This is a genomic window from Microbulbifer sp. YPW16 (assembly GCF_021290385.1).
In the GTDB taxonomy this organism is placed as follows: Bacteria; Pseudomonadota; Gammaproteobacteria; order Pseudomonadales; family Cellvibrionaceae; genus Microbulbifer; species Microbulbifer zhoushanensis.
On the sequence record NZ_CP089928.1, the window covers coordinates 3,623,254 to 3,644,302 of the forward strand.

At 61.1% G+C, this 21,049-nt stretch carries 17 protein-coding genes; 13 read left to right on the forward strand and 4 right to left on the reverse strand.

The genetic code is table 11. The features are described from left to right. The first annotated feature begins 67 nt into the window (after positions 1-67). The 3 genes from LVE68_RS15660 to LVE68_RS15670 all read left to right on the forward strand — a co-directional run bounded on the left by LVE68_RS15660 (position 68) and on the right by LVE68_RS15670 (position 4,769). Positions 68-1,447: an SLC13 family permease gene (locus LVE68_RS15660; protein WP_232941372.1), complete on the forward strand. Its 1,380-nt coding sequence runs from the start codon at positions 68-70 to the stop codon at positions 1,445-1,447. A gap of 152 nt (positions 1,448-1,599) precedes the next feature. After that, positions 1,600-3,786, forward strand: a complete 2,187-nt coding sequence (locus LVE68_RS15665; RefSeq protein WP_232941373.1) for a S9 family peptidase — start codon at positions 1,600-1,602, stop codon at positions 3,784-3,786. 140 nt (positions 3,787-3,926) lie between these two features. After that, positions 3,927-4,769, forward strand: a complete 843-nt coding sequence (locus LVE68_RS15670; protein WP_232941374.1) for a metallophosphoesterase — start codon at positions 3,927-3,929, stop codon at positions 4,767-4,769. An 11-nt stretch (positions 4,770-4,780) separates the two neighbouring features. Here the strand turns inward: LVE68_RS15670 and LVE68_RS15675 are convergent, their stop codons facing one another. After that, a complete protein-coding gene (locus LVE68_RS15675; RefSeq protein ID WP_232941375.1) occupies positions 4,781-6,139 on the reverse strand; it encodes a 3-oxoacyl-ACP reductase in 1,359 nt (452 codons plus the stop codon). 19 nt (positions 6,140-6,158) lie between these two features. Next, the gene (locus tag LVE68_RS15680) at positions 6,159-7,442 is read right to left on the reverse strand and encodes an acetyl-CoA C-acetyltransferase (RefSeq protein ID WP_232941376.1); all 1,284 of its coding nucleotides are present in this window, start codon (positions 7,440-7,442) and stop codon (positions 6,159-6,161) included. Positions 7,443-8,128: 686 nt separating this feature from the next. On the opposite strand from LVE68_RS15680, the gene LVE68_RS15685 reads away from it, so the two are divergent. From LVE68_RS15685 to LVE68_RS15695, 3 genes are all read left to right on the forward strand, one after another. Continuing rightward, the gene (locus LVE68_RS15685) at positions 8,129-8,938 is read left to right on the forward strand and encodes a hypothetical protein (protein WP_232941377.1); all 810 of its coding nucleotides are present in this window, start codon (positions 8,129-8,131) and stop codon (positions 8,936-8,938) included. A 186-nt stretch (positions 8,939-9,124) separates the two neighbouring features. Then, the gene (gene tmpT, locus LVE68_RS15690; protein WP_232941378.1) at positions 9,125-9,775 is read left to right on the forward strand and encodes a thiopurine S-methyltransferase; all 651 of its coding nucleotides are present in this window, start codon (positions 9,125-9,127) and stop codon (positions 9,773-9,775) included. A 196-nt stretch (positions 9,776-9,971) separates the two neighbouring features. Then, positions 9,972-10,445, forward strand: coding sequence for a Spy/CpxP family protein refolding chaperone (locus LVE68_RS15695; RefSeq protein WP_232941379.1), 474 nt, complete (start codon positions 9,972-9,974; stop codon positions 10,443-10,445). Positions 10,446-10,516: 71 nt separating this feature from the next. Here LVE68_RS15695 and LVE68_RS15700 read toward each other — a convergent pair whose 3' ends face one another. Further along, complete coding sequence (locus tag LVE68_RS15700; RefSeq protein ID WP_232941380.1) at positions 10,517-11,527, reverse strand: helix-turn-helix transcriptional regulator; 1,011 nt, start codon at positions 11,525-11,527, stop codon at positions 10,517-10,519. 147 nt (positions 11,528-11,674) lie between these two features. Here LVE68_RS15700 and LVE68_RS15705 point away from each other — a divergent pair, with 147 nt between their 5' ends. The 4 genes from LVE68_RS15705 (at position 11,675) to LVE68_RS15720 (ending at position 15,812) form a co-directional block, all read left to right on the forward strand. Next, complete coding sequence (locus LVE68_RS15705; protein ID WP_232941381.1) at positions 11,675-12,208, forward strand: 2,4'-dihydroxyacetophenone dioxygenase family protein; 534 nt, start codon at positions 11,675-11,677, stop codon at positions 12,206-12,208. A 12-nt stretch (positions 12,209-12,220) separates the two neighbouring features. Then, a complete protein-coding gene (locus LVE68_RS15710) occupies positions 12,221-13,234 on the forward strand; it encodes an NAD-dependent epimerase/dehydratase family protein (protein WP_232941382.1) in 1,014 nt (337 codons plus the stop codon). A 71-nt stretch (positions 13,235-13,305) separates the two neighbouring features. Beyond that, positions 13,306-14,157 carry an SDR family NAD(P)-dependent oxidoreductase gene (locus LVE68_RS15715; protein WP_232941383.1) on the forward strand — a complete coding sequence of 284 codons (852 nt, stop codon included), beginning with the start codon at positions 13,306-13,308 and terminating at the stop codon, positions 14,155-14,157. Positions 14,158-14,237: 80 nt separating this feature from the next. Further along, positions 14,238-15,812: an AMP-binding protein gene (locus tag LVE68_RS15720; protein ID WP_232941384.1), complete on the forward strand. Its 1,575-nt coding sequence runs from the start codon at positions 14,238-14,240 to the stop codon at positions 15,810-15,812. A 51-nt stretch (positions 15,813-15,863) separates the two neighbouring features. Here LVE68_RS15720 and LVE68_RS15725 read toward each other — a convergent pair whose 3' ends face one another. Then, entirely contained in the window at positions 15,864-17,348 is a 1,485-nt protein-coding gene (locus tag LVE68_RS15725) for an amidohydrolase (protein ID WP_232941385.1), read from the reverse strand. A gap of 171 nt (positions 17,349-17,519) precedes the next feature. Between LVE68_RS15725 and LVE68_RS15730 the strand changes: the two genes are divergently transcribed. The 3 genes from LVE68_RS15730 (at position 17,520) to LVE68_RS15740 (ending at position 20,882) form a co-directional block, all read left to right on the forward strand. Further along, positions 17,520-18,188: a DNA-3-methyladenine glycosylase I gene (locus LVE68_RS15730; protein ID WP_232941386.1), complete on the forward strand. Its 669-nt coding sequence runs from the start codon at positions 17,520-17,522 to the stop codon at positions 18,186-18,188. 111 nt (positions 18,189-18,299) lie between these two features. Continuing rightward, complete coding sequence (locus LVE68_RS15735) at positions 18,300-19,199, forward strand: dienelactone hydrolase family protein (RefSeq protein ID WP_232941387.1); 900 nt, start codon at positions 18,300-18,302, stop codon at positions 19,197-19,199. 261 nt (positions 19,200-19,460) lie between these two features. Then, a complete protein-coding gene (locus tag LVE68_RS15740) occupies positions 19,461-20,882 on the forward strand; it encodes a hypothetical protein (RefSeq protein WP_232941388.1) in 1,422 nt (473 codons plus the stop codon). Positions 20,883-21,049: the final 167 nt, after the last annotated feature.

Here is a 21,049-nt window from a genome sequence, read left to right on the forward strand (position 1 = left end):
GGGGAAAACTGGAAAAACAACAAAAATCATAACGAGCCGGTACAACCGGTAAGGGAGGGGACTCGCGATGGCATTGACGCGGCAGCACTTTATTATCTTCGGGCCAGTGCTGGCGGTGATTTTCTATGGTGTGCTCACCACGCTGGGCATGGCTTACCTGCCAGCGGTTACCGCTGCCATCACCCTCCTTACCGTTATCTGGTGGGTGACCGAGGCATTGCCGATTCCCGCCACCTCTCTGGCCCCGTTTGTGCTGCTGCCGCTGTTCGGGGTGACCGACCACAAGCTGGTGGCGTCTTCCCTCGGCAGCCATGTGATCCTGCTTTTAATGGGCGCCTTTATCCTGTCCAAGGCGCTGGAAAAGAGTGGTGCACACGAGCGCCTGGCCTTGTACATGCTGCAGGTGGTGGGGGTGTCCAGCGGCCGTCGGCTGGTGCTGGGTTTTATGCTGGCGGCGGGGCTGCTCAGTATGTGGATCTCCAATACCGCCACCACGCTGATGATGCTGCCCATCGCCCTGGCCGTGTTGTCACGGGCGGATAATCGCAAGCTTACCGTGGCGCTGGTACTGGGCATCGCTTACGCCGCCAGCCTGGGTGGGGTGGGCAGTCCCATCGGCACTCCGCCCAATGTGATTTTTATGGGCATCTACGAGGAGGTGACCGGCAGCGGCTTCAGTTTCCTGGAATGGATGTCCATCGGCCTGCCGGTGGTGCTGGTGACGCTGCCGCTGATGGCCCTGTGGCTGACCCGCAGCGTACGGCTGGAAAAACCCATCGAGCCGCCGCAGGTGGGCGAGTGGCGCCCGGAAGAGGTGCGGACACTGGCGGTATTCGGCCTGGCCATCCTGGCCTGGGTGACACGCAGCGAGCCATTTGGCGGCTGGAGCGGGCTGTTCGGGGTGGAAGGTGCCGGGGACAGCACGGTGGCGCTGGCCGCGGTGGTCGTGATGTTCATGGTGCCCAATGGCAAGGGCGGCCGCCTGCTGGACTGGCCCACCGCCGAGACCATCCCCTGGGGAATGCTGCTGCTTTTCGCCGGCGGCATCGCCATCGCCAAGGGTTTCTCGGCCTCCGGCCTGAGTGACATGCTGGGCAATGGCCTGTCGTTCCTGACGACACTCCCACTCTGGTTGATGCTGGTACTGCTGTGCCTGTCGGTGACTTTCCTGACCGAAATCACCAGCAACACTGCGACCGCCACGCTGCTGATGCCCATCCTGGCGGTAGCGGCGGAAACTGCCGGTTTCGATCCCAGGGTGCTGATGATTCCCGCGGCCATGTGTGCCAGCTGTGCCTTTATGCTGCCGGTGGCAACGGCCCCCAACGCCATTGCTTATGGCACTGGGGTGCTGCGGATGCAGGATATGGTGCGGGAGGGGGCGGTGCTGAGTGTATTGGCCTCGCTGATTATCGCGGGCATGAGCTGGTTATTGTTGCCGGGGTAGCAGCTGCCGTTGCTGGCGGATTGTTGGACGAGGGCGCCTGTTCCGGAGCGGCACTGTAATGGCCTGTAAGTGTCCTGCGGTTTGTTGCATAAGAACCTGGTATAGGATATCCAGACCCGCGGTATAACGATAATCACGCATCCGGAGCAACCATGAATACAAGAGTCGCCCTCCTGATCACCCTCGCCAGCCTGGCCACTGTCACCGGATGTGGCAAGCCCGAATCCGGGGAATCGCCGGCTGTTGCCAACGCGCTGTCTCCCGACGCCGTTCCTCCGGTGGCCAGGAAAGAACCCCATAAACTGTCGATCCATGGCCATGAGCGCATCGACGATTATTACTGGATGCGCGATGACGCGCGGCAGGATCCCGAGGTCATCGCCCACCTGGAGGCGGAAAACAAATACACCGAGAGCGTGATGGCGCATACCGAGGCGCTGCAGAAGGTGCTCTACGACGAAATGACCGGGCGGCTCGAGCAGGACAAGTCCACGGTACCGGTCAAGGTGCGGGGATACTGGTACTACAGTCGCTACCAGCCGGGCCAGGAATACCCCGTCCATGCCCGCCGCAAGGGTGACCTGGATGCGCCGGAAGAAATCATGCTGGACGTCAATGCCATGGCGGACGGCAAGTCGTATTTCAATGTGGGGGAGACCGCGGTTTCCCCGGACAATCGCCTGCTGGCCTATGCCGAGGACAGTGTCGGCCGGCGTATTTATACCCTCCGCTTCAAGGACCTGGAGACCGGCAAACTGCTGGACGATCGCCTGGAGAATGCAGAGGCCATGGTGGCATGGGCCAACGATAACCAGACCGTTTTCTATATCAACAAAGACCCCCAGACCCTGCTCGGCTATCAGGTGATGCGCCACAAACTGGGTACGCCACAAAGCGCAGACCAGCTGGTGTACGAAGAAAAAGACAAGTCGTTTTATACCGCGATTTCAAACTCCCGCGACGGTGAGCTGATTTATATCCACCACTACTCCACGCTGGTGAAGGGCGTGTCCGTGCTGGATGCAGACCAGCCGGAGGGAGAGTTTCAACCACTGCACCCCTTGGAAGACAAGCACGAGTACTATGCGAAGAAGCTCGGTGACGAGTTCTATATCAAGACCAACTGGGAAGCAGAGAACTTCCGCCTGATGAAGGCCCCCGTGGCAGATGCGGGCGACAAGTCCCGCTGGCAGGAGGTCATTCCCCACCAGGATAATGTGTTCCTTGCAGACTTCACCACCTTCACGGACAGGCTGGCGGTGATTGAACGCCAGGACGGCCAGAAAGCCCTGCGCATCCTCGGCCTCGAGAGCGATGATGATCTCGAAGTGGGTTTCAATGATCCTGTCTACCAGCTGTCTCTCGGCAATAACCCCGATCCGCAAGCCGGCTCGGTGCGTGTTGCCTACTCCAGCCTGACCACGCCGGATACGATATACGATGCCGACCTGGTCTCCGGCGACCTGCAGTTGATGAAGCAGGACCAGGTGCCCGGTGAGTTCGATTCGGCGCGCTACCAGAGCGAGGGCATTACCATCGCCGCACGTGATGGCGAGGAGATCCCGGTTTCCCTCGTCTACCGCAGGGACCGCTTCAATAAAGACGGTACCAACCCGCTCCTGCAATACGGCTACGGTTCCTACGGTTATACGATTGACCCGGCGTTCCGCGCTGACGTTATTTCGCTGCTGGACCGGGGTTTTGTCTTTGCCATTGCCCATGTCCGCGGCAGCCAGAAGCTGGGCCGGGCCTGGTATGAAGACGGCAAGATGTTCAACAAGATCAACACCTTTACCGACTTTATCGATGTAACAAAGGGGCTGACGAAGAAAAAATACGCCGCGCCTGACAAAGTCTTTGCCGCGGGCGGCAGTGCCGGCGGATTACTGATGGGAGCCGTCGTCAATATGGCGCCGGAACTCTACCGCGGGATCACTGCCCAGGTGCCATTTGTGGATGTGGTCACCACCATGCTCGATGAGTCGATCCCGCTGACGGTTAACGAGTATGACGAGTGGGGCAACCCCAATAACAAGGACAGCTACGAGTACATGCTTTCTTACTCCCCGTACGACCAGGTCAGGGCCCAGGACTACCCCAATATGCTGGTGACCACCGGCCTGCACGATTCCCAGGTGCAGTACTTTGAACCCATGAAGTGGGTTGCCAGGCTCCGGGACCTGAAGACCGATGACAACCGGCTGGTATTCCATGTAAACATGGACGCCGGCCATGGCGGTGCATCCGGCCGCTACCGGCGCTACGAGGAGAGGGCGCTGCAATACGCCTTCTACCTCGACCTGCTCGGCAAGACACCGATGGCCGGCAGCGGCGAATAAGCTGCGGCGGCAAACAATTCCTGCCTGTTGTCCCGGCGCCGGGGTTCACTTTCCGGCGCCGGGAGCATCCCCGGTCCAGGCGGCGACGACTAGGATTAGCGGGTAATCGTTACCTGTGCCCAGCCCGGATTACCATTCCCATGGACCTTTTGCGTCGTGTTGGCCGCAATCAGCGGGGAAGAGATTTTGTTGTCGGCGACCTCCACGGCCACCTGCAGCAACTGAAGCTTCAGCTCGAGAACATCGGGTTCGATGGCAACTGTGACCGGCTCTTCTTCGTCGGCGACCTGGTCGACCGTGGCCCGGACAGCGAGCAGCTGCTGGCTATGGTGGACCAGCGCACCTATATCAGCATTGCCGGCAACCACGAGGCGATGATGCTGGCCGGCTTTGCCGACCCGGCCGAGTCTGCCCTGCACCAACTGAATGGTGGCGACTGGTTCTACAGTCTCCCCGGGGATCGGCAGCAGCGTTGCGTGGAAAAAGTGCAGCAGTGGCCCTGGGCGATCGAGATAGACACCGGGGACGGGCGCATCGGCCTGGTTCACGCCAACCTGCCCGACGGAGACTGGAGAAGAATGGCGCGGTCCCTCGCCGCCATTGACGCTGCCTGGCAGGCCGGAAAATCCCCGGCCCGGGAACCGCTGGCGGGAGTCGCGCGGGGGATACTCTGGGAGCGGACCCTGGTGGAGCAGTTCTACGGAGATTTCCTCGCCAGCGAGACCACCGCGCGGGAAATCGCCGCGTTCAAGGATCGTGAGATGCAACGTGCGGGTGATGCAGGGGCCGGGCAGTGTGCGGAATGGGTTGCCGGGGGCTCAAGCGACCGTTTGGCGCCATTCCGGGTGTCCGGAATCGACGCCGTCTATATGGGCCACAGTTTCGTGCCGGTGCCGATCCAGGTCGGCGACTGCCACTTCCTGGATACCTTCCGGGGGGAACCGGGCCAGGCGCTGGGTATTGTGTGTATCAGTGCACCCTGAAGCCCGCCGGCTCAGGCGCCGATCAATCCCTGGCCGCATACGCGAATGGTATTCCCGGTGATCCCGTAGGCACCCGGTGACGACAGGAAGCACACCAGCTCCGCCACGTCCCGCGGTTGTCCCCCCTGCTTCAGGGAGTTGAGGCGACGGCCCGCCTCGCGGGTGAAAAAGGGCATCCTGTCGGTCATGGCGGTCTCGATAAAGCCGGGCGCCACGGCATTGGCACAGATACCGCGCCCTGCCAGTTCCCGCCCCAGTGCGCCGACGTAGCCGATTAACGCAGCCTTGGTGGTGGCATAGTTGGTCTGCCCGAAATTTCCCGCCACCCCGCTCATGGAGGACAGGTACACCTGCCGGCCGCCGTCACGGACCAGCTGCGCCTCATGCAGTGCCCGGTCGACGGCAATGATAGCCTCCAGGTTCACGGCCATGACCTGTTGCCAGTATTTCTCGGGCATCTTGCCCAGGGTCTTGTCACGGGTGATACCGGCGTTATGCACCAGGATATCCAGGCCGCCAAACTCCTGCTGGATAAATGCTGCCAGTTCTCCCGGTGCGTTTTCCGCTGTGATATCAAGAACCAGCGGCGTCGCCCCGATCTCTTTACAGGCTTGCTCCAGCTCCGCAGATGCGCCCGGGATATCCACGCATACCACGGTGGCGCCCTCCTGGCGCAGGCGCTGCGCTGTTGCCAGCCCGATGCCGCGAGCGGCGCCGGTTACCAGCGCCACTTTGTTTTCCAGCACCTGTTCGGCGGGCAGGGTTTCCGGTGCCTGTACTGAGCCCCGGATGGTGATGGCCTGCCCGGACACATAGGCGGTCTGGCGACCGCAGAAAAAGCGCAGGGGCATGTCGAGCCGGTCGCCGGCATCCCGGCCGGTATAGGCCAGGTTCACGGTGATGCCCCTGGCGCCAAGCTCCTTGCCCAGGGAGCGGCTAAAGCCTTCCAGCCCCCGGGCCACCCCGGTGGCCACCGGGCTTTCTGTTTCCTCCGGCAGGGGGGCCAGCAGGAAGACGCGACCATTGCGGGCGACCCGGCGGACCAGGGGGTGCAGCTGTCCGTGCAGGGATGAGTAATCCGTGGGCGAGTCGATACCGGAGGCATCCACCACGAGAATATCAATCCGTTGGTCCCCGGCCAGGTCATCCGGTGCACAGCGATTCGCTCCCCCGCGCTCCAGGATCCCGGCCAGCGGCTGTTCCAGCGGGCCGTAGCCCAGTGTCACCAGGATGGCGGTTTTGCCGGCAAACGGGCGGGCGGCATAGGGACCGTCCGTGCGCGCCAGCGTGACGGGATTGGGCAGGCCGAGCGATCGCACCAGCCAACCGGACAGGGGGTTGCTGTGCAGCTGTTTCAGCAGGTCGGGCATGGTATAGCTTTCTTGAATGTTATTTTTCCAGGATGGCGGTCACCGCCTGGCCGCCGGCGGCACAGACAGAGATCAGGCCGCGGCCGGAACCTTTCTGGTCGAGCATTTTGGCCAGGGAGGCGACAATGCGTCCTCCAGTAGCCGCGAACGGATGGCCGGTAGCAATGGAGCTGCCGTTGACGTTGAGGCGGCTGCGGTCGATGCTGCCCAGCGCCTCCGGCAGGCCCAGTTTATCGCGGCAGAACTCGCTCGATTCCAGCGCTGCCAGGGTGCAGAGCACCACCGCGGCAAAAGCCTCGTGAATTTCATAGAAATCAAAATCCTGCAGCGACAGGCCACGCTGTTGCAGCATATGGGGAATGGCATAGGCGCCGCCCATCAGCAGTCCCTCACCGCCCTTGACGTAATCCACTGCGGCGGCCTGGCCGGCGGTGATATAGGCCAGTACCGGCAGGCCACGTGCCGCTGCCCATTCCTCACTGGCCAGTAGCACCGCCGATGCACCGTCGGTGAATGGCGTGGCATTGCCGGCGGTAATGGTGCCATTGTCCCGGTCGAAGGCCGGCTTGAGCTTGGCCATTTTCTCCATGGTCGAATCGGGGCGCAGGTTGTTGTCCCGCTCGAGGCCGTGGTAGGGCATCACCAGGTCGTCGAAGAAACCCTCGTCATAGGCCCGGGCCAGGTTCTTGTGGCTGGCCAGGGCCAGCTCGTCCTGTGCCTCACGGGTAATCCCCCACTGGGTGGCGGTAACCTGGGCATGCTGCCCCATGCTCATGCCGGTGCGCGGCTCGGCACCGGTGGGGACTTCCGGCAACAGCTGGCGCGGGTCGAGCAACCCGGCGGCGGCCTTCAGGCGATCAACAGTGGTGCGGGCATTATTGATCTTCAGCAGGGTACGGCGCATGCCGGGATGGGCGCCCATGGGGATATCGGAGGTGGTATCGGTGCCACAGGCAATGGCGCAGTCGATCTGGCCCAGGGCAATCTTGTTGGCCACCAGGATCGTGGCCTCCAGGCTGGTGCCGCAGGCCTGCTGGATATCGTATGCAGGCGTGTGGGGATCCAGCCCGCAACCGAGCACCGATTCCCGCACCAGGTTCCAGTCCTTGGCATGTTTCTGTACGGCGCCCCCAGCCACTTCATCGAGCTTCTCGCCAGCGAGGGAGTATTTGTCGACCAGTCCACGGAGAGTATCTGTCAGCATGACCTGGTTGCTGAGCCCGTCATAAGCCGTATGGGAGCGGGCAAACGGGATACGATTGGCGCCGACGATGGCGACCCGGCGGGGACTGCCGATAAGCATGGGATTCTCCCGGATAGGTTGTCAGAAAGTGGTTGGTTACCGAAAAGAAGGCTAGCTGGCGGTAAGGTTACGTTACAACTCCCGTATTGGGGAGGTTAATGTGAGACAGCAGTTATATTCCCTGCACCGGTCCGCTGAGTGGTCCAGGGCAGAAAGGTCCCCCGCCGGCATAATGCCAGTGGCCGCGGGTTGTCACGGGGCCATTCGGGCAGTCCGGTTCCGTAGCCGGAATGGAAGATGCCCTGGAAGCAATGACTGCCCACTGCCGGCAATCCAGTACCGTAAGAATGTCGTGTCCGGCCTCCTTTATTAGCGTATTGGTTCGCAATATTTGAACAAGTGCCTGCCATTGGTGCACTGAAACGTCAGTGCAAGACAAAATATTTAGAGCAACTTTGTGCACTAAAGCTTTCCTCAAAATGCGCAATCGGGCGTGATTTGACCGAATTATTTCCTGTTCGAAGATAAGGTCGAATTAAAGACAGCTTGGACTGTCCTGTCTGGCGCCGTAAGTCGCCTTGACGACTCTCCAGGTGACTGCAAGGATTCAGGGACCGCCAGCAGTTGGCTGCTCCAGCCAGTATTTGGACCGGTGAATCGCGTCCTGTGGTTTTCCGGACAAGCCGTACGCCCGTGAAGCCCCCAGGCGCAACTTTCTATAGCGGTTTGGAATTCTGGAGAGAATAATGAAAAAGCATTTTCTTGCGGTACTGCTAGCCGCGGGCCTGCCTGTTACGGCCTCGGCAGATCACTCCTGGGCTGACTACCACTGGGCGAGGACAACCAGCTCCTTTGACCTGCAGGTAATCAACAGCACCACCACAGACTGGGACCCCTATGTCACCCAGGCCATTGCCGACTGGTCCAAGTCGACCAAGCTCAACATGATCGAGGACCCCAGTGGTGACACCTCATCCCGGACCCGCCGCAAATGCAGCGCCCCGGACGGTATGGTGCGCATCTGTAACCTGGACTATGGCAACAACGGCTGGCTGGGGATCGCCGGTATTTCCCTGGATGCCCAGGGGCATATCGTGACCGGCTATACCAAGTTGAATGATACCTACTTCACCCAGTCTTATTACAATAACTTCAGCTGGAAGCAGAGTGTCACCTGCCAGGAGCTGGGGCACGATGTGGGACTGGGCCACCAGGACGAGGACTTTAATAACGAATCGCTGTTCTCCTGCATGGATTACCAGGACCCGCCCTACGAGTACCCGGATAACCACGATATGGCGCAACTGGACACCATCTACGGGCATGTCGACAGCTATGATTCCTTCGCCAGTGATGGCTCCGGCGGCGGCGGTGGTGGTGGTGACTGCAACTCCCCGCCCGGAAAAGGCTGCAACAAGTCGGATATCGGCTGGGAAAACAGCAACGCCGGCTGGGGTATGTCCCTCGGTCGCCGCGGCCAGCACGAAACCTTTATCCGCATCGACCCGCAGGGTATGCGCCATATCACCCACGTGACCTGGGCAAAAGGCCACTGAACCGGTTGAGCCCTTGATAGAGAGCCCGGTTCGGCCGCTGGCCGGCCCGCAAACCGAAAGACCCGCCACCTGGTGGGTCTTTTTCATTGCCTGCACACTTCCTTGACCCAAACCCGGCCATAGCCCGATGAATAAAACTCCCGCACGGGTTATATTCCCGGAAAACCTGTTGTGAACGGAGGATAGATGGATAAGGAATTCTGGCACCGGAAATGGGAAGAGCGAGAAATCGGCTTCCATGCGCCAAAACCCAATGAACTGCTGGTGCGCTATTTCGCTGAAGTGGCACCTGCCGGTCGGGTTTTCCTGCCGCTTTGTGGCAAGACGCTGGATATTCACTGGTTACTGGCTCAGGGTTACAGCGTTGCCGGTGCCGAGCTGAATGAAAATGCCGTACGGGAATTGTTTGAAGAGCTGGGTGTTGAACCGATGGTGTCCGGCACTGGCAACCTGCTTTGTTACAGTGCCGGGCAAGCCGGGGAGCGCGGCAGGATTGATATTTTTGTGGGGGATATCTTCGAGCTGTCTCCGGAGCAGCTCGGCCCGGTGGATGCGGTCTACGACCGTGCGGCCCTGGTGGCGCTGCCCGAGTCTATGCGGAATGAATATGCCACCCATATTCTGGCGCTTGCGCCCGGGGCTCCGCAGTTACTGATCACCTTCGAGTACGACCAGCAGCTGATGGCCGGACCGCCTTTTTCCATCGGCCCCGGTGAAGTGGAACGACTTTACAGCCCGAGCCATAACCTCAACCTGGCCGAGCGTCGGCTATTGCCCGGCGGTCTGAAAAGTACCCGGGCGGTGGACGAGCTGGCCTGGATTCTTAACCCCCGATAGCCCCCTGCCATCGAGTGCTTCCATGTCCGCAGGAAAACCGGGCGGACCTGGAAGTACCGACCTTTCTTAACACTGTTTAACCCCGCTTAGCCCTCCATTACACCGGTCGCCGGTACCATGCTCACGTCGATGCAAGCCAGACGACAACAGCGCTCACCAACAGTGAGCAACCCTTTGCAGAAGTGAGGTGCTAACCATGAATTACAGGCAGTGGAAAAACGCGATCACCGGAATTGGCCTGGCTGCAGTGATTGCCGTGCCCACCCTCGGTATGGCCGGGGACTTTGGCCACAGGCACGGGGACAAGTCACACAAGATGCAACAGCGCATCGAACGTCTCGCCGAAAAGCTGGAGCTGACTGAAGGCCAGAAAGCGCAGCTGGTCGAAAATCATGACGCCGTCAGTGACGAACGGCGTGAGCTGATGCGCGAGGCCCATAGCCTGCGGAAGGAATTACGCAACGCACTGGCAGATGAGGCCGGCCGGGCTACCCTGGATGCCCTGGCGATGAAAATAGGCCAGCTCAAGATTCGCCGGATGGAGTTGCACCAGAACAGCCGCCAGCAGTTCCTGGCGGTCCTGACCGACGAGCAGAAAGCCGAACTGCGTGAACTCCGGGAAGAGCGACAGGAACGCCGCGCCGAGCGCCGTGAGCGGAAAGGGGCGTAAGGGGATGGAGGAAAGCGCAAGGGGATAGTGCCAGGCAAAGTAGGGCAGTTGACCCTCTGCCGGGCGGGATATCAGTTCCGCCCGGTTTCCCGGTTTTCCTTTCGCCACTGGCGGGGCGACATCCCTGTCCATTGCTTGAAGTTACGGCTGAATACGGCCACGTCTGCATAGCCCAGGTTGAGGGCGAGATCGGTAATGGACTGGCGGCCGAAGCGCAGGTTCAGCTCGGCAATTTCCATACGTGTCTCCTGCAATAGCTCGCGAAATGTCACTCCCTGGGCCTGCAGCTTTTTCTGCAACACCCGCGGATGCAGATCCAGGGTGGCGGCAACCCGGGTGACATCACACTCGCCGCTGGCCAGCAGGTTACTGACGATATGGCGCACCTGGGCCTGCAGGTTATCGGGGTAGAGGGATTCAAGCTGCCTGATACGCTCGCGGAAATGCTCGCGAATCAATGCTTCATCCGGGCACGGCTTACGGGACAGCCAGCTGGCGGGGAAACTGATGCCACAAAAATGGCTGTTGAAAACCAGTCGATCTGCATATCTCTCTGACTGCCACAGGTCTCCTTCCGGCCTGGATTGCAGGAGGTGGATTTTCAGTGATGTGCCAGCACCCTGCACCATTTGCCATACCGTATTGAACGCCTGCCCGGCACTCAGCTGCATCAGCTGTCGCAATCCACTCGAATTACTGAAGTCAAAGGCCAGGTGTAATTCCAGCTGTTCGCCATTGATATGCTGGCTGACGCTGACACCATGGGCGTGCAGCACAATGTGGTGTTCGGCGTAGGACAGGGAATCCTGCAGGGTCTCCTGCTGCGAGGCGGACAGGGCCATCTCTCCCAGCGCCAGCATGGTTTGCCGGGCAGCCAGGCGCAGCCCGAACAGGGGCTCATTACAGGCGTCAGCGGACAGGTCCAGCAAGTCGGCAAGGCGGGGATAGGCGATATAGCTGTTCGGCTGGCGGACCTGGGCAATGGTCAGGCCCACCTGACCAAGTAACTCATTCGGGTTCTGCCCCATTTCACTGACCAGCTGCTCGTACCTTTCAATAGCGCCACTGCGAATCAGGAACATCCACGACCTCGATCCAGTCAATTCCGGGTGTTCGCAAAATATCAAGCTTTGTTCGTAAATAGTCAAGTTGAGCGGATGTCACTGCCCCTAGACTGACCCTGTTATTAAAGGGGCGTTACAGCTCCCAGTGATGAGAGAGACAAGGCGATGAGTGAAGCAAAGACCCCGGTACTGGAAATGCTGGCTGCCATGCAGTCAGGCGGTGTGGTATCCCGTGATGACGCCCGCGAGGCGGTGCTGTTGCAGGAGACCGACCTACCCTGGGTAACCCTGCCCGATGGCTCACTGCTGCAGGTGCTGCATATCGACCTGAACCAGAACCTGTGGGTAATCCGCAGCCGCTTCAAACCCGGTTTCTGTGTCGATACCCACTACCATACGGGGCCCGTGTTTGCCTTTACCAAATCCGGCGAATGGTTCTATAAGGAATATCCGCAAAAAATTAACAATGCGGGCTCCTACCTGTTCGAGCCGGCCCACTCTGTGCACACCCTCACGGTGGCCGACGATGCAACTGAAGACGCAGACGTCTGGTTTGCCATCTTTGGCAGCAACGTCAATATCGATGACGATGGCAATGTCACCAGTGTGCTCGATGCCAGAACTGTCATGAATCTTTACCGCGCCCTGTGTGAAGCGGAGGGCAAGCGCTGCGACCAGATGATCGTCGTGGGCGAATAAGCAGGGCCGGTTGTGAGTGAGTTGAATTCCGCCTTCGTTACCGGGGCCGGTGGGTTTATCGGTCGCCACCTGGTGCAGGCCCTGCTGGCTGAAAAGGTCTCTGTGGTTGCACTGATGATGCCGGGCGAGCCGGTCCCGGCGGACTGGGGTGACCGGGTACGTATTGTCACCGGTGATGTGCGAGCCCTGGCCGGGTTGAAATGGCAGATCGGCAGGGTTGACGCCATCTTTCACCTGGCGGCGGTAGTCAGTGACTGGGGCACGCGCCATGCGCATGTGGATATCACGGTCGGGGGTACCCGCCAGGCTATCGACCTGGCGCTGGCGTGGAATGCGCACTTTATCGTGACCACCAGCGTCTGTGCCTACGCCAGCACCCTGGCCAGAGGCCCTCTCGACGAAGACAGTCCACTCGGCGAGGCCACGTCCCATTATGAGTACTGCAAGCAGGAGCAGGAGCGCGTTACCCGTGAGGCGGTGCAACGACTGGGGCTCAGGGCAACGATCATACGTCCCGCCAATGTCTTTGGTGTCGGCAGTGGGCCCTGGGTAAACCTGATGGTGGACATGCTGCGCAATCACCAGGCCTGCCTGCTTGGCAGCGGTGACTGGGATGCGGGGCTGGTGCATGTAAGGAACCTGGTGGCAATGCTGCTTGTGGCAGCCCGTTCGGAATCTACCCGGGGCGACATTTTTGTGGCCGCGGATGGATATGGAATTACCTGGAAGCAGTATCTCGGCGACCTGGCCCGACTCGCCGGTGCGCCAGCGCCGGCCTCAGTTCCCAACTGGCTGGCAAGGGCACTGGCACCGGTGCTGGAATGGTTCGGTCACCTGCGTGGGCAGAAAGAGCGCCCGCTGGTCACCCGCCAGTCCTACCGGCTGATGGGAGGCCCCAATGAGTTTTCCGTGGATAAGGCAAGGCGCCAGCTGGGTTACCAGCCGGTGGTGACTTACCAGCAGGCAATGTCGGAACTGGCGGACCACCTCGGTAGCGGCGTGCCGGGGACTGTAGTGCCGGGCTGACCTGGCTGCTTGTGCGGCCGGGAATCCATGCCCCCGGTACAGCACGTCATAATTTTCTGAGGTACAGAGCGATGAGTAACTGGAAACACGGCGCGCCCAGGGTGGCATTTATCTCTGGCGGCGGCAGTGGAATTGGCCTTCGCCTCGCCGGAGCCCTGCTGCAGGAAGGGGCCAGGGTGGCGATCTTCGACCTGCACGTTGATGAGTCCGTGCTGGCTGACCTGCGCGGCAAGCAGGCGCATGCCGGTGGCTGGGTGGAAAGCTACACCGTGGATATTACCGATCCCGTGGCAGTTACCACCAGTATGGACCTGGCCACGGCCGAAGTCGGTGTACCGGACTTTGCCATCAATTGTGCCGGGATCCTGCGCACCGCGGAGTTTTCCGAGCTGGCCTTCGAGACCTTTGAGCAGAGCATCCGAGTCAACCTGATCGGCAGTCGCAACTTCGCGGCCGGTGCCTTGCGGCATATGCAGCCCGGTGGCCACCTGGCACTGGTCGCTTCCCTGGCGGGAATCTGCGGCAGCTATACCCACGCTGCCTACTCCGCCTCCAAGTTTGGGGTGGTGGGCCTGGCCGAGGTACTGCGCACCGAGCTCACCCCGGAGGGCATTGATGTCTCCGTGGTCTGCCCGGGGGAAATCCACACACCCATGCTGGAAGAAGAGCGCCGCACAGGACGCCTGGTGACTGAGGTCATCAACGAGTTTGCTGGTGTCATGCCGGTGGACAAGGCAGTCGACGGAATACTCGCGGGCCTGCGCAAGCGGCAATACATGATTACCCCGGGATTCCGTGCCCGCTTGACCCGGGCCATCGCCCGCAAGGCGCCCGGCCTGTTCCACCGCATCATCGATGGCAAGGTCCGGCAGGGACTGGCGCGGGAGCAGCGCCAGGCTGCGGGCAGCAAAGCGAAGAGTTAATAGCAATGGGCGCTGGCGCCTGGACAATGCCTGCCAGTCAATCCCTGGCAGGCCTGATCACAAAGCCGGAGAGCGATAAAATGAAAAAGTCCGGACTCAATATGCAGTTCAATAACCTCGCCGAATTTATCGAGCATGGCCTGGATAAATTCGCCCACCTGCCCGCCTTCAATTGCCTGGGGCAGACGCTGACATTCGCCGAGGTGGAGGAGAAGTCCCGCCACCTGGCGCAGTGGTTGCAGCACGAGGCTGGCCTGGAGCGCGGCGACCGGATTGCCATCCAGTTGCCCAATATCAGCCAGTACCCGATTGCCGCCTATGCCGCGCTACGGGCCGGCCTGGTAATCGTCAACACCAACCCGCTGTACACACCGCGGGAGATGCAGCACCAGTTCTCCGATTCCGGTGCCCGCGCGCTGGTTATCCTCGCCGACTTCCTGGAAAAGTTTGAGGCCATCAAGGCCGATACCGATATCGAGCGGGTTCTGGTTACCGGCGCGGCCGACTTGCTGGGCAATCCCGTCGATGCACCGGGCGGTTACCATGGCCTGGTCGACGCCATTGGGCGCGGTGGCGAATTACCGTCGATCGAAAAATCCACGGCGGTACGCGAGGATATCTCCGTGCTGCAGTACACCGGTGGCACTACCGGTGTCGCCAAGGGGGCCAGCCTGACCCACGCCAACCTGCTCGCCAACGCGGCACAGATGCTGGAGCGTATTTCGCAGCGCGGTAACGAGGGCGAGGAAATTTTTGTGTGCCCGTTGCCGCTTTACCATATCTATGCGTTTACCGTGAACGTGCTGGCCCTGTTCAGTATGGGCACCATGAACGTGCTGATTCCCAATCCCCGCGACCTGGATGGACTGGTTCGGGCCATCAAGCCGTTCCGGTTTACCGGCATGGCGGGCATCAACACCCTGTTTACCGGCCTGTGCCGTCACCAGGAATTCAAGGCGCTGGATTTCAGCAGCCTGAAGATGACCTTCTCCGGCGGTACCGCACTCACAACATCCGCTGCGGAATTGTGGCAGTCGGTCACCGGCTGCACGGTAACCGAGGGCTGGGGACTTTCAGAGACCTCGCCGGTCATCACCCTGAATGAATTCGATCGCGAGGAAATCGGTACCGTGGGTACGCCGCTGGCCGAAACCGAGGTGCAGGTGTGGGATGAGCAGGGCCGCCAGGTGGCCCCGGGTGAGAGTGGCGAGCTGGTGGTTCGTGGTCCCCAGGTGATGGCCGGCTACTGGCAACGCCCGGAGGCGACGGCAGAAGTGCTGCGCGATGGTTTCTTCCGTACCGGCGACGTTGGCCTGGTACAGGACAATGGCAACGTTCGTATCGTCGACCGCCTCAAGGATATGATCATCGTGTCCGGCTTTAATGTTTACCCGAACGAGGTGGAGGACGTGCTCTGCCGCCACCCGCAAATCATCGAGGCGGCAGTGGTGGGCTCCCCCAGTGAGCAGACCGGCGAGGCCGTCAACGCCCATCTGGTGGTGGAAGGGGAGCTGGACCAGGCGGCGATCGTCGATTTTTGCCGTGAGCAGTTGACCGCCTACAAGGTACCGAAGCACATCCATTTTCACAGCGAGCTGCCCAAATCCACCGTGGGCAAGATCCTGCGCCGGGAGCTGCGAAGCACCCCGGCCTGATGATTCCGGCCTGCCCGGGGGCGCGAGCCCCCGGGTGACAGATAGCCTGGATTAGCGGCGATAGTCCAGCGGCGGCTCGCGGTCGCCCAGCAGCGGCGTATATTCGAAGTCATTGCCGCGCTTGCGTTCAAACTCCTCGGTGGCCTGTTCCACCAGCGCGGGTTCCCGCAGCATCTGGATGCCGGCCAGGGCCAGGGTTTCCGCGGCCAGCATCATGCCCTTGTGGCCGATACTGGTGCCCCCGGCCGCTACTGCCTGCCAGGTGTGGGCGGAAGTGCCCGGTACCCAGGTGGCTGTGCCGAAGCCGCCGGTGGGGACATTCCAGCTGACGTCACCCACATCGGTGGAGCCGGGCATGGGGGCCTCGGAAGGATTGTATTCGGCAATCTTTTCCTGGTCGCCGAGCATGCGCCCCGGCTTGCTGGCCAGGCCGTCCAGGCTGCGGGCAAACTTCTCTTCCGCTTTTGTATATTCGATCCCACCGAACTGGCGCATGCTGGCATCCAGCAGGCGGTTGATGGTCTGGTTGGGCAGCAGGCTGTGGTTGCCGTGGATGATCTCCCATTCCACGCTAGTACCGGTGCCCTGCGCCGCGGCCCGGGCAATTTCCTCAACCCGTTTCCAGACCGGTTCCAGTTCTGCCGCAGTGTTATCGCGCACGTAATAGAAGACCTCCGCGTTGGCCGGTACCACATTGGGGGCCAGGCCACCGTCGGTAATCACATAGTGGATGCGGGTGCTGTCCGGTACATGCTCGCGCAGCATGTTCACCATATAGTTCATCGCCTCCACACCATCGAGGGCCGAGCGGCCCCGCTCCGGGGCGCCGGCGGCATGGCTGGCGATCCCCTTGAAGCGAAATTTCGCGGAGCGGTTGGCGAGGCTGGACGTGGGCAGGGCGGCATTCTGGTCACCGGGGTGCCATTGCAGGACCACATCGGTGCCCTCGAAGGCCCCGGCGCGCACCATATAGACCTTGCCGGAACCGCCTTCCTCGGCGGGGGTGCCGTAGAGGCGGATTTCACCGGGGGTGCCCGTTTCCTTCAGCCAGCGGCTCAGCATGATGGCCGCGGCGGTGGAGCCGGCACCGAACAGGTGGTGACCACAGGCGTGGCCGGCGGCCTGGCCCTCGATCGGGCTGTGTTCCGGGACCGCTTCCTGCGCCACCCCGGGCAGGGCATCCATTTCTGCCAGCAGGCCGATCACCGGCCCGCCGCGACCCTGCCGGTAACTGGCGACAAAAGCCGTGGGGATATCGGCGATACCGGTCTCTACCGAGAAACCGGCCTCCTTCAGGTGGTCCTGGATTGCCCCGCTACTGCGGGTCTCCTGGTAACCCATTTCCGCCCAGTTCCACAGGTCATCGGCCAGGCCGGTGGCCTGGGGGGCAATACGCTTTGACTGGGCTTCGACCCAGTTTGCGTCACTACTGAGGGACTGTTCGTCATAGGCATGGGCCGTTGAAATGGCGCAGGCCAGGGTGAGCGCCGAGGCGGTGGCGAATGTGGCAATAGCGGATGTGGTGCGTCGGATCATGGAGTTTCCCCTTCTTATCATTTTCCCGGCGTTGGTGGTGGTCGCGCCGATCTGTCATTCATTGTGCCGAAACTATAGCCGGCTTGCACTTGGCCGGGTGAGTGTAGCGGGGGCGGGCGCCCCCTGTTATAAACGTGCATCGGTAAGGCTGGCATAGCGAGGAGAGTGGAAGTGCGGGATTTCAGGGATATAGAGGCGGGCGTGATCGAGCGTTTTGGTGGTGAAGCGGAACTGGATAAAGAGCTCACCAGGCCAAGGTCAGCGCGGGCGCTGAAAAAGATCCCGGACAGCGAATGGCTCTCCGCGGCATCGCGGGCCGTGTTCCAGGCCGGCTTCAACTGGACCGTGGTGCGCAACAAGTGGCCGCGCATCGAGGAGATTTTCCACGGCTTCGACCTGCACCACTGCAGCTTTATGCCCGACGACGAGCTGGAGAGTGTCATGAAACAGGATGGCATGATCCGTCACTGGGCCAAGACCAGGGCCATCCGCGACAACGCTACCTTCTTTCTCGAACTCTCCCGTGCCCACAATGGCCTGGGCAATTACTTTGCCGGCTGGCAGGCGGCAGATTACGGTGACAACCTGCGCTACCTGCAGAAGGGAGGCTCCCGCCTGGGTGGTCGTACGGGGCAGATTTTCCTGCGCCGCATGGGGGTGGATACGCTGATCTTCTCCCCCGACATGGTGCAGGCGCTGGTGCGTGAAGGGGTGGTGCAGAAGACGCCCTCGTCGAAAAAGGACTGGGCTGCGCTGCAGAAGGCTGTTGCCGGGTGGCAGGGCCAGACCGGGCGCAGCCTGAATGAAATCAGCCAGATCCTGGCCTATTCGGTGGGCTGATCGCTGTCGCGGATCGTATTCCCGGTGAGGTAGAGCCGGGCCTGGCCCGGTCCACGGCAGTGGCCGATCAAATAAACGCCAGCAGGCGAATTTAACCCAAGGGGGCAGGGCATGTGTGACGAGCAGACGAACAGGGATGTGGACGAGTACATAGATAGCCACGGAGACAGTCGCGGCATCAGCCGGCGGGATTTCGGCAGGATCGGACTTGGCGCGGCGCTGGCAGCGATGTTGCCGGTGTCCGCGCGGGCCATGCAGGTGGTGGAATCGAATGTGACGGTCACGACGCCCGATGGCAAAGCCGATTGTTATTTCGTGCACCCTGCCAGTGGCCGATACCCGGCGGTGATCATGTGGCCCGATATCTTTGGCATACGCCCGGCCTTCCGCGAGATGGGCAAGCGACTGGCAGAGTCCGGCTATACGGTCCTGGTGGTCAATCCCTACTACCGGACCATGCAGGGCCAGCTGGTGCCGGACGGTACCCGGTTGATTGATGCGGAGCTGCGCAAGGCAGTCTGGCCGGAGGCGCGGAAACAGGCCGGCACCCTGTCCCCGGAAACCTGCGTGACTGATGGCCGTGCATTTATGCAGTTCCTGGACCGTCAGGCCGCGGTGGATACCGGGAAAAAGGCGGGCACCATGGGTTACTGCATGACGGGCTCCTATACCTTCCGCCTGGCTGCCGATATGCCGGAACGAATCGGGGCCGGAGCCTCCTTCCACGGCGGCCGGCTGGTAACCGATAAAGAGGACAGTCCCCACCGACTGGTGCCGGAAATCCAGGCCGGTTTCCTGGTGGCCATTGCCGAGAACGACGATGAACGGCAGCCGGAAGCCAAGGCCGTGCTGCGTGAGGCGTTTGACGACGCCGGTGTCCAGGCCGAGGTTGAAGTTTATGAGGGCGCCATGCACGGCTGGTGCCCGCCGGACTCCATGGCCCATAACCCGAAACAGGCAGAGCGTGCCTGGGAAAAGATGCTGGCATTGTTCGAGCATCACCTTACCTGACGTTCACCTGTCGGCGGGCAAACCGGAACCCAGTACTGCCGGGGCAGGGGTGCCTGCCCGCTTCTCTACTCCCCAGGGGGAAATCTGCGCTGGAAACTCTCCGCTGTATTCGGTCACTGAGTCCCTAAAAAGGAAACGCTGCCAATATTTTCCCAAAGGCCCGTTCCGGTCGGCATTGGAATAGATTGCCGGGCCGGCGATTGGCACACTAGGGAAAACTGCCAGTCAGCAGAGACTCAAGACCAGTGATGAGGGGGTACCATGAGCGAGCTCTATGGCCAGCCGGGTGTTTTTGTGGACGAAATCCCGGTGCCGTTTCAGCAGGTGCACGCGGTGGAGACCGCAGTGCCCGTATTCATTGGCTACACAGAAAGAATTTTCCACTTCGGCCAGTCACTGCTCAACCGCGTCGTGGAAATCCGCTCGCTGGCCGAGTTCGCAATGATTTTCGGACAGCCACCGGCCATCGGGAATTTCGAAATCCACCTGGACGCCGATGGCAACCCGATCGACGGCATTGCCGATCCCAATAAGGACACGCTGGCGCGGTTCCGGCTGGCCTATGCCCTGAAGCATTACTTCCTGAACGGGGGTGGCCGTTGCTATGTTGTCAGCGTGGGGAGCTTTGACGGCGCTGGTGTCATGTCGGAAGTGGCCGCCGATCACCTTGGGGCCCTCTCCGCACTGGCCCGGACAGAAGGGCCCACGCTGATGGTGATGCCGGACCTCAGCGGCATCCGCCCGGCGGTGCCGGGCGATTTGTCATTGATTCGCTCGATACAGGCCCGCTATTACGATGTGCTGCGCGTCGCACTCGACCAGTGTGCAGAAACCGGTGATCGCTTCCTGATTGCCGACCCCTGGGACGGGGGCGGCCCGGTGGAGGATTGCCTCTCCGCCTTCCGTGACGGCATCAGCTCACCCAGTCTCGAATACGGTGCCGCTTACTTTCCCTCTATCCATACCACGTTGCCATGGCGCTGGGATGAACAGTCGATCCTGGTAATGCAGGATATGGGGCAGCGAGCCGGCAGAGCCCACACACTTGCCGACCTGAAAGGTCGCGGCAGAAATGCCAGGCCGGAGCTTTACCGGAAAGTTCGTGCCGCCCTCGATCGGCACTCGGTAACCCTGCCGCCATCAGCGGCCATGGCCGGAATCTATTGCGCCGTGGATCGCAGTCGCGGGGTCTGGGAGACCCCGGCCAATATTGCGCTGGCGGGAGTCAGGTCCTTGGCCGTGGAGGTTGACTCACGGATGGGCCAGGGGATGACCGTGCACAGCAGTGGTACGGCCATCAATCCATTGCGTTATTTCACGGATAAAGGTAACCGCGTCTGGGGTGCGCGCACGCTGGCGGGAGATAGTAATGAATGGCGCTATATCAATGTAAGGCGCTACTGCAATATGGTGCGGGTAGCTGTGCGGAGGTTTCTCCGGGGCCTGGGGGAGATTACAGACAGTCGGTATGCACGACATATGGTTGAGTCTGCAATAGGGGAGTTCCTTACGGCGCAGTGGCGCGCCGGTGCCCTGCAGGGCACCAAGCCGGAAGACGCTTTTTTTAGCCGGTGCTATATCTCGGAGACCGCCGAGGATGGTGGGCGGATAGAGCCGGCCCTGAAAGTGTCCATCGGCCTGGCCACAATAAGGCCAGCGGAATTCATCATTATCAATCTGTGAGACTCCCGGGTGACCGCTATTGACGATTTACACGCCCCGGCTTTGTTGCTAATTTTTTAACTGATTTACTCCCGGGTATTTCTTTTCGGCAGGCAGTGAGGGGATGTTGCCCTCCTGTGTCGGGGAGGTCCGGGATGAGAAAGGGATCGCGTTGGCTGCGATGTACC